The following is an 8,124-nucleotide window of genomic DNA, read 5'->3' on the forward strand; positions in this document are numbered from 1 at the left end:
CGTCCCAAGCTGCGGAATAATCTGAGCGAACGAAACTCTGACGATGGTGTGACGATAATTGGCAATGCTTTACCGGATCTGGGCAGTGCCACCGACGCAGGCAAAAATATCCTGCGGTATAACACTAAATTTGATTTACAAAATAGCAGCTCAAACCAGCTAATTGTGGCGGGAAATCAAATAAATCCCGACAAAGTCAAGGGAAGCGTAAACTTGCTCGATAATCAGCTTCCTCCGACTGACACGGCAGGTGGTGGCGGTACTGGCGGTGGCACTGGCGGCGGTACTGGTGGCGGTGGCACTGGCGGTGGTACTGGTGGCGGCGGTACTGGTGGCGGTGGTACTGGCGGCGGTACAGCCGTTGAGCTAACCGATATTAAAGGTCATTGGGCAGAGACTTTTATTCAGGAATTAGTGAAGCAAGAGATTATCAGCGGGTTTCCTGACAAAACCTTTAGACCTGATGCGAGTCTGACGCGGGCGCAATATGCTGCCTTATTGACCAAAGCCTTTACTCCACCTGCCAAACGAGAAGCGATCGCTTTCAAAGATGTGGCAAACAGTTTCTGGGGTTACGCTGCGATTCAACAAGCCTATCGCGGTGAATTTCTCTCTGGGTTCCCCGATAAAACCTTCAAACCGAACGACAATGTCCAGCGCGTCCAAGTGATTGTCTCCTTGGTGAATGGACTAAAGTTAACCGGGGGCGCTGCCACCGCGTTAAACTTCTTCGATGACCGCACGGGCATTCCTGACTATGCCAAGGACGAGGTCGCAACAGCCGCCCAAAAGCAGCTGGTTGTCAATCATCCAACGCTCAAAAAACTTAACCCCACCCGCGATGCAACGCGGGCGGAAGTAGCGGCAATCGTTTATCAAGCCTTGGTGAATGCTAACCGAGTCTCAGCTATCAACTCACCCTATATCGTGACGGCTTGATCGAGGCTGAAACTGCCTCACCTTGATTAAATGTTTCGATCGGCTTTAGGGGCGAACAGTTGTTCGCCTCTACTTCTCAAATCTACACTGGAGAAACCACGAGATTTACGAGGGTAGACCCGATCTCGTGCAGGGGGAGAACGAAATCTACACTTCCCGTCTCAATGGCGGCGCGAGGCATCTCAAAAAATTCCGATGTACTTTCATCTTGGGCAATCGCGAATCCGCCCATCTTATGAATTGCCTGCACCCCGGTTGCACCATCGCTGCCTATTCCAGAGAGAATAACCGCGATCGCCCGTTCTTTAAAACTCGCCGCCAGTGACTGCAATAGCAAGTCAGCAGAGGGGCGTGCAAAGTCCACGAGTACCGCCCCAGACAGGCAAAAAGCCCCCTCCGGGGTGACGAGTAGATGCTGATTTGGAGGAGCCACGTAGACCATCCCCGGTTTTAATAGCTCTCCTTCTTGTGCCTGCTTGAGTGGCAAGGTCGTAGGGCGATTTAAAGCGTCGGTTATCAAACTGGAGGCAGACTGAATGTCGGGTTTTTGCACCACAATAATCGCTGCCGGAAAGTCCGGGGGGAAGGCAGGCAGGATGTGGCTTAAGGCTCTCAGCCCCCCCTCAGATGCCGCTAGCACCACTACTTTGAAAGGGGAGTGCGGATTTCCATTTCCGTCTGCACTCTCGCCTGATTCCTCACTCTCGGCTAGCCGTACTGTCGCAGGCAATTGACCTTGGAAAAGCCCCTGCCGGATGAAATCAGAGCGTTGTTCCGCTTCTTTAGCTTTTGCTTCATAACGCTGTGCTGACAAGGTTTTGTTGCGATCGCGCGAATACTTCGCCATCTTATACATCAGCTCCGCACGCTCTTCTAGAGAACGGATTGCGGCCCACAGCGCCTCCTCCTGAGCCTGAGACTGCCCCGCTACCAGAGTCTCTGCTGAATAAGCGTGCCCCACGCGACAGCGGTACTGGAGCAATCCTCTCTCATTCAGTTGGAACAAACTCCCGCCACAATCTGGACAAGTAAAGCTTGAGTGGGTTCCAGGCTTTCCCCGTTCCCGTAAAGCGGCTCCATCCACTTCCACAATATCGGTATCCGTCTCAAATTCGCTTTCGCTAGACACAGTGCTGGCTCCTTCCTCTGCCACAGTTTCATGGGCTAGACGCACTAAAGCAGGGGCGATTGACGACAGCGGCAGGATAAAATCAACATCTGCGTGTTCGATGGCGCTCTTTGGCATCCCTGAGAAAAAAGCGTCCGTTGGGTCTTGAACGACTGCCACGCCCCCTTGCCGCTTTAAATCGATCAGTCCCGCCGTGCCATCGTCGAGGGTACCCGACAATACCACCCCGACTACCCGGCGTTTATACGCCCTCCCTGCGGTGCGAAACAGGGGATCGACTGCCGGACGAGCGTTGTTCTCTTTTGGCCCCTGCACCAAGCGGATATATCCGCGCTTCACCAGCAGGTGATAATCTGGCGGTGCTACATAGATTCGCCCATACTCAATCTTCTCATTGTTTTTAGCATGGTCTGCGTGCAAGGAACCATTCAAAAGCTGCGGCAGAATACTCTTACCCCACGCTGGAAAGTGAACGACGACGAAAATCGCAGCCGGAAGATCCGACGGCAAATCAGCGACCAATTGAGTCAAGGCTTCTACCCCCCCGGCGGAAGCTCCAATAACGATAATGTCGTGACCAGGCATTTGCCTCTCCTGATGGAACACTGCGGAAAAATCCATCCGATTGATGGAATGGGGTGAAAACTCTGCTCAATTAGTGATGATTGTACCTACGGCGGTTTTAGCTGAATTTCTACAAGGAAAATGTGCTTGGCGAGAAGCTCTATCCTTCTCTCGCCAAGCATCTTCTTGAGAGAACCACTATTTTCTGCCTTCCCTGTAAAGCTTGCAAGGCAGTGGAATTTTTAAAGCTTTGGCTTACTTATAACTAATGTAACGGCTAGTGTTTCACTCATCTTCTAGCTGGGGAATGAGTTCACTATGAACTTCATAAGTGACCATAAATACAAAAAGCCTTGATGATTTACAGCACTAGAAGCTTGGTACTAGCGGCTGCTTTTTATTAAATTGCGTCTTGAAGCAGCCAGCAGACGTTGCTGCGGATTCAAAATAAATAATTTATAAGTTTTTGCACAAGCGATCGCTTTCTCTTTGCTTTCTCTTTGATGAGATCGGGAAAGTTCCATTACCCTAGAAGAGGCTTTCTCATCCAGTCTGAGTCGCAACCAACGCTCTACCCCCAATTTCTTAAATGGTGGAACAACTGAAACCCCGCTATTCTGTTGCTTGGATTAATAAAATCGCTGAAGTGCCGCAAGCCGAGTGGGACGCGATCGCTCTGCCGTTGAAAACGCCTTTCCTAGAATGGGATTGGCTCAACAATATGGAAACTTCTGGTAGCGTCGGCGCTAAAACGGGTTGGCTACCCACTCACCTAACGATATGGCGAGACAGGCAGCTAATTGGGGCTGCACCGCTTTATCTGAAAGGGCATAGTTATGGTGAATTTGTATTTGACCATCAGTGGGCAGATTTAGCCCAACGCTTAGGGGTGCAATACTATCCAAAATTGCTGGGAATGTCTCCGATGACACCAGCGGAAGGCTATCGCTTCTTAATCGCCCCTGGTGAAGATGAGGATGAGCTAACCGAGCTAATGGTGGAGGCGATTGACCATTTTTGCCAAAAAAATCGGATTAGTGGATGTCATTTCCTCTATGTAGACCCCGAATGGCGACCGATTCTGGAACGACACGGTTTTACGCCGTGGCTGCACCATAGTTTCATTTGGCAAAATACGGGCTTTAATACGTTTGATGATTACCTGGGGGCTTTTAACGCCAATCAGCGCCGTAACATCAAACGGGAACGCAAGGCGGTAGAAAAAGCCGGTTTGCAAATCAGAACCCTGACGGGTGATGAGATTCCAAAGCCGCTGTTTTCGTTAATGTATGACTTCTACGCCGATACGTGCGACAAGTTTGGCTGGTGGGGAAGTAAGTATTTAACTCGGCGATTTTTTGAACAGTTGTATCCCCAGTATCGTCATCGAGTGTTATTTGTTGCCGCCTACGACGAGGAGAATGACCTGCACCCCATCGGAATGTCTTTTTGCCTCACCAAGGGCGAGCAACTATATGGGCGTTATTGGGGCAGCTACCAAGACATTGACTGTCTGCATTTTAATGCCTGCTACTACGCACCAATTGAGTGGGCGATCGCGCATGGCATCCAAAGCTTCGACCCCGGTGCTGGTGGACGTCATAAAAAACGTCGCGGTTTCCCAGCTACTTCCAACTACAGTATGCATCGATTCTATAATCCGCGTTTGGGTCAAGTTCTGCGGACTCACATCCATCAAATCAACGAAATGGAGCAACTGGAAATTGATGCAATTAACCAGGAGTTACCTTTTGCCCAGCGCGATGAATAAAACAACCTTAAGAGGCACGAAAGCTCTGGAGAAATAGAGGAACGAACTAAACTTGAGATAGGCTGTAAGCCTGTTTACAGTGTCGATTGTTTAGAAATCTCTTGATTTTTATGCCTCAAACTGCTCAAGATTTAGCTGCCCTTGATGACCAGCTTTCCAAACGTTATATTCACCTCGATCCGGCTGGATATTTCATCATTTACCTGGATCGGGAAGCGGGGCTAATTTGCGCTAAACATTTCACGAATATCATTAACGAACGCGGTTTAGCAGTCGATCCCGAAACTGGCAAACCCATCCCGGTGCGAGGCAAGGTAGAACGTACCCACACCGCTGTCTATAGTGGCAGAACAGCTAAAGAGCTTTGCATAAAAATTTTTGAGCAAACTCAGTCCGCCCCACTCACCATGCTGGATCATGCCGCTTATTTGGGGCGCGAATTTGTCAGGGCTGAGTTTGCTCTAATTAACGGGCAGGAGTACGTTCAAGACTAGCCGGAGAAGCCTTGATAGAAAAAGTAAGTCACCATTGGAATGACAGTGGCAGCGAGCAGTAAGCCAACCACCCAGATAGTCGCGTTGCCAGTGTCGGTTTCTTCTGCCTTTTTAAAGGTTCTTTCGACGTTAACCGTATCTTTGACTTCCGGCGGACCTGGGTCTGGCTCACCTGTTAATACGGCAATTAAGCGATCGCCTGCATCCGAAAAAGCTTGATTGTATTTGTCGCCTTCCCGCAGTGGCACCAGCACGGTTTCTTCGGCAATGCTCTTGGCGATATCATCGCTCAAGATAGACTTTACCTTTTCACCTGTGCGAATAGCAGTGTTGTTCGTAACGCTATCAATCACCAGTAAAATTTGATTCGCTTGCGCTTCTGGCGTGGGAAACCATTTTTCAAACAACTGATTGGTAAAACTTTCCACTGTTTCGCCATAATCGAGGTGGCGGATGGTCACAAATCGGACTTGATTGCCTGTGTCGTTGGCTAATTTATCCAACTCGGTGTTAATTTGACCTTCGGTAAGGCGACTGAGAATTTCAGCTTTATCGAGAATCCAGTTGCGATCGCCTGCGGCTAGATTGGGAATTTGATAAACGCCTGTAGCATTTACTGGCGCTGCGATTAGCTGAGTAGCCAGAACCATCAGGGCAATGGCTACTATCAAGCGCGTCTGGAATTTTATTCGGCGAAAGACTTGAGTGAGGAATTGTCTCATTGGATGAAATGACAAAAATGACTTTTTTCAAAAAATACTACACAAACTCCCCGAAAACTCACTTTCGGTGAAGCGAACGTGTTAGTTTTTAAAAATAGCCTTTTTTCGGTTATATCGAAAGTGAGCGCGATAGGTTAGCAAAATAATCAATAAAATCGCTCTGGGTGGTATCAGCTATGAGTTCACCAGAAATTTACAGGGGTTGGCTAATTGAAGCACGACCAGTATTCTGCGTTCAGGTTTGGAGTGCTGGTGGAGAATGCCTGATTCCCGTCCATAATGCCAAAACTGAGGCAGAAGCACTGGAGTTGGCGAAGCGTTGGATCGACCTGCAAACAGCACCAGAAAATCCTCAGCCCAACTCGTTCGATCCATTTTCCAATGAGATTGACTACGACGATGATATTCCGTTTTGAGCGATCGCATCCTTTGAGTAATCTCATCGCACTGACGCGAGCCTAGAAATCAATTTCGACGAGAAGCTAAAGTAAGCTAAAGCTTACTGGTAAGCGGTTGAACCCGTTTCAACAGATGTTAGCTTTTAGCCCATTTAGTTCGGGGCTGTAGTCCGCGACTTGCTCTTGGCAATGGAAAGAGAGCGATCGCATCTAGAGTGGCAAAACTCGGTTCGCTTCAGTAAAGAGAATTGAGCCACTAACAAAGCGATCGCATTGTCTTAATTTTTATGTAAAAAAATTCATAAAATTTAAACTACTTAAATCAAAAAATGACCCAAAAGTTAATGCATTTTTGGCGATATATTTGGGAACTCTAAAAATAGACAAGTTATCTGTAAGTGAATCTGGAGAAATCCTATGGATGCACAAGAACTGAAACAGCGCTATGAAGAAGGACAAAGAGATTTTAGCGGCGAAAATCTTATAGGAATAAACCTGGAAAGAGCCAATCTATGCGGGTCAGACTTTTCAGGAGCCTATCTATCAGCGGCAAACCTTAGTCGCGCAGTCCTAATCGGAGCAAACTTCAGTGGAGCCTGCCTGCATCGAGCCGATCTGAGTTTTGCCAAAGTCAACGAAGCACGATTCATCGAGACAGACTTGACAAAAGCCAACTTAAGAGGAGCTGTCCTCGTTAAGTCGGTGCTGGTCGGAGCAAAACTAAGTGGTGCAATCCTGACATCAGTAAATCTGCGTTTGTCAAACTTGCGCGGAGTTAACCTGTGCGGTTCGGACCTGCGGGGGATAAACTTGCGGTCGGCTAACTTGGTGGATGCTAACCTAAGTTGGGCAAATCTGAGTGGAGCCAGATTGAGCGGCGCATTGCTGCGAGGAACGATACTCAACGGCGTACACCTGAGAGGAGCTTACTTAAATGGCGTCGATCTCAATGGCATAGACTTGGATGGCGTCAACCTCAGCGAGACCAAACTGAATGGAGCGAATCTGAGTGGTGCCAACCTAGCAGCCACAAATCTGTCTGAAGCCCAGATGCGTGTAACGATTCTATCTAGAGCAAATTTGCACGCATCCAATCTAAATCACTCCTCACTTGCCAAAGCAGACTTATGTGAAGCGAACTTAAGTAAGGCAGACTTGAGTCAAGCCAATTTGAGTGAAGCTGACATGACGGGAGCAAACCTGAATATGGCAAGCTTGCGTGAAGCCAACCTAAGTGAAGCAAGTTTGCGGGGAGCCTATTTGTGGGGAGCTAACTTGAATGTGGCAGAAATGCGTGGAGCCGACTTGACTGGTGCTAGCCTACGGGGAGCCTACCTGGAAGACTCTGATTGGCAACAAGCAATCTTAACGGGTGCAATCCTCCCTGATGGCACAGTCCACGAATAAGTTATCTGGCGGGCATCCTGGGCGATACTTCTACCATTTGTATCTGTGGCTACAACATGAACTAAAGGGTAATTGGTAATTGTTTTCTCGTTACAGCTCATGAGCATTTATTTGTAGCAGGCATTTATAGAAAAAATGGTTTTAACACTCGAAGCGATACGCGCTAAGCGTATCGCTGCAATTCTATGTCGGTGCTGTTAATTGTAGGTTCTCGTTTCCAGGCGTAAGAAACGAGAAATTTTTTTGGGAAATTGGAGAGAGTTTTTGCAATTTCTTGGTAAAACTACAGTTACTTGAGCGGATCGTGACCCCAATTCATCAGTGAGTAGCGCCAGCGCGTGTGTTCTATATCGCCTGACGGCTGCTGTGCGCTGTGGCGGTGGACGTAACTAATCACTTTCTTAAGGTGCGATATATCATCTTCGCTGTACTCATCCTTCTTCTTGTGCAACAGCTCGATGATACGCTTACCAGATTTGTGACCTGTTGATTCTTCCTCTCCATCCTTCTGCCCAACAGCTTTAGAATCTTCAGTTTTAAGCCAGGACTCAAGTTCCTGCGGAGTCATGTTAACAACGCTGTGAAACTCGTCGATGGCTGATTTCACATCATTATTCATAATTCAGCATTACTCCTCTTTCTTGAGGGATTCAGGCTTGTGAGCAGCTTCTTTCCCAGTTTTTTCGCTTTCAACTAGATA

General features: G+C 48.2%; 8 protein-coding genes. 5 read left to right on the forward strand and 3 right to left on the reverse strand.

Annotated elements, in window-relative coordinates:
• Positions 1 to 939, forward strand: a 939-nt coding sequence (locus H6F50_RS04690; protein WP_190426848.1) for an S-layer homology domain-containing protein, incomplete at its 5' end; no start/stop codon positions are given.
• 82 nt (positions 940 to 1,021) lie between these two features.
• Here H6F50_RS04690 and H6F50_RS04695 read toward each other — a convergent pair.
• A complete protein-coding gene (locus tag H6F50_RS04695; RefSeq protein ID WP_199291996.1) occupies positions 1,022 to 2,689 on the reverse strand; it encodes a chemotaxis protein CheB in 1,668 nt (555 codons plus the stop codon).
• Positions 2,690 to 3,221: 532 nt separating this feature from the next.
• On the opposite strand from H6F50_RS04695, the gene H6F50_RS04700 reads away from it, so the two are divergent.
• Positions 3,222 to 4,403: a GNAT family N-acetyltransferase gene (locus H6F50_RS04700; protein ID WP_190426850.1), complete on the forward strand. Its 1,182-nt coding sequence runs from the start codon at positions 3,222 to 3,224 to the stop codon at positions 4,401 to 4,403.
• 110 nt (positions 4,404 to 4,513) lie between these two features.
• Positions 4,514 to 4,897 (forward strand): DUF4346 domain-containing protein, encoded by a 384-nt coding sequence (locus H6F50_RS04705; RefSeq protein ID WP_190426853.1) that lies wholly within the window; start codon positions 4,514 to 4,516, stop codon positions 4,895 to 4,897.
• On the opposite strand, the gene H6F50_RS04710 is transcribed toward H6F50_RS04705, so the two are convergent.
• Entirely contained in the window at positions 4,894 to 5,619 is a 726-nt protein-coding gene (locus H6F50_RS04710) for a TPM domain-containing protein (protein WP_190410238.1), read from the reverse strand. The two genes, H6F50_RS04705 and H6F50_RS04710, sit on opposite strands and share 4 nt — an antisense overlap.
• 176 nt (positions 5,620 to 5,795) lie before the next feature.
• Here H6F50_RS04710 and H6F50_RS04715 point away from each other — a divergent pair, with 176 nt between their 5' ends.
• Both H6F50_RS04715 and H6F50_RS04720 read left to right on the forward strand, forming a co-directional pair.
• Positions 5,796 to 6,035 (forward strand): hypothetical protein, encoded by a 240-nt coding sequence (locus tag H6F50_RS04715; RefSeq protein WP_190410239.1) that lies wholly within the window; start codon positions 5,796 to 5,798, stop codon positions 6,033 to 6,035.
• Between the two features lie 399 nt (positions 6,036 to 6,434).
• On the forward strand, positions 6,435 to 7,424 hold the full coding sequence (locus H6F50_RS04720) for a pentapeptide repeat-containing protein (protein WP_190426856.1): 990 nt from the start codon (positions 6,435 to 6,437) through the stop codon (positions 7,422 to 7,424).
• Between the two features lie 289 nt (positions 7,425 to 7,713).
• Here the strand turns inward: H6F50_RS04720 and H6F50_RS04725 are convergent, their stop codons facing one another.
• The gene (locus tag H6F50_RS04725; protein WP_190410241.1) at positions 7,714 to 8,043 is read right to left on the reverse strand and encodes a DUF3140 domain-containing protein; all 330 of its coding nucleotides are present in this window, start codon (positions 8,041 to 8,043) and stop codon (positions 7,714 to 7,716) included.
• Positions 8,044 to 8,124: the final 81 nt, after the last annotated feature.

It is taken from the genome of Coleofasciculus sp. FACHB-712 (assembly GCF_014695635.1).
Classification (GTDB): domain Bacteria; phylum Cyanobacteriota; class Cyanobacteriia; order Cyanobacteriales; family FACHB-T130; genus FACHB-T130.

What these genes read in the sequence shown, in the direction of transcription:
- H6F50_RS04695 (WP_199291996.1), bottom strand. Translation starts at nt 2,689, where the DNA reads ATGGATTTTTCCGCAGTGTTCCATCAGGAGAGGCAAATGCCTGGTCAC.
- H6F50_RS04700 (WP_190426850.1), top strand. Translation starts at nt 3,222, where the DNA reads ATGGTGGAACAACTGAAACCCCGCTATTCTGTTGCTTGGATTAATAAA.
- H6F50_RS04705 (WP_190426853.1), top strand. Translation starts at nt 4,514, where the DNA reads ATGCCTCAAACTGCTCAAGATTTAGCTGCCCTTGATGACCAGCTTTCC.
- H6F50_RS04710 (WP_190410238.1), bottom strand. Translation starts at nt 5,619, where the DNA reads ATGAGACAATTCCTCACTCAAGTCTTTCGCCGAATAAAATTCCAGACG.
- H6F50_RS04715 (WP_190410239.1), top strand. Translation starts at nt 5,796, where the DNA reads ATGAGTTCACCAGAAATTTACAGGGGTTGGCTAATTGAAGCACGACCA.
- H6F50_RS04720 (WP_190426856.1), top strand. Translation starts at nt 6,435, where the DNA reads ATGGATGCACAAGAACTGAAACAGCGCTATGAAGAAGGACAAAGAGAT.
- H6F50_RS04725 (WP_190410241.1), bottom strand. Translation starts at nt 8,043, where the DNA reads ATGAATAATGATGTGAAATCAGCCATCGACGAGTTTCACAGCGTTGTT.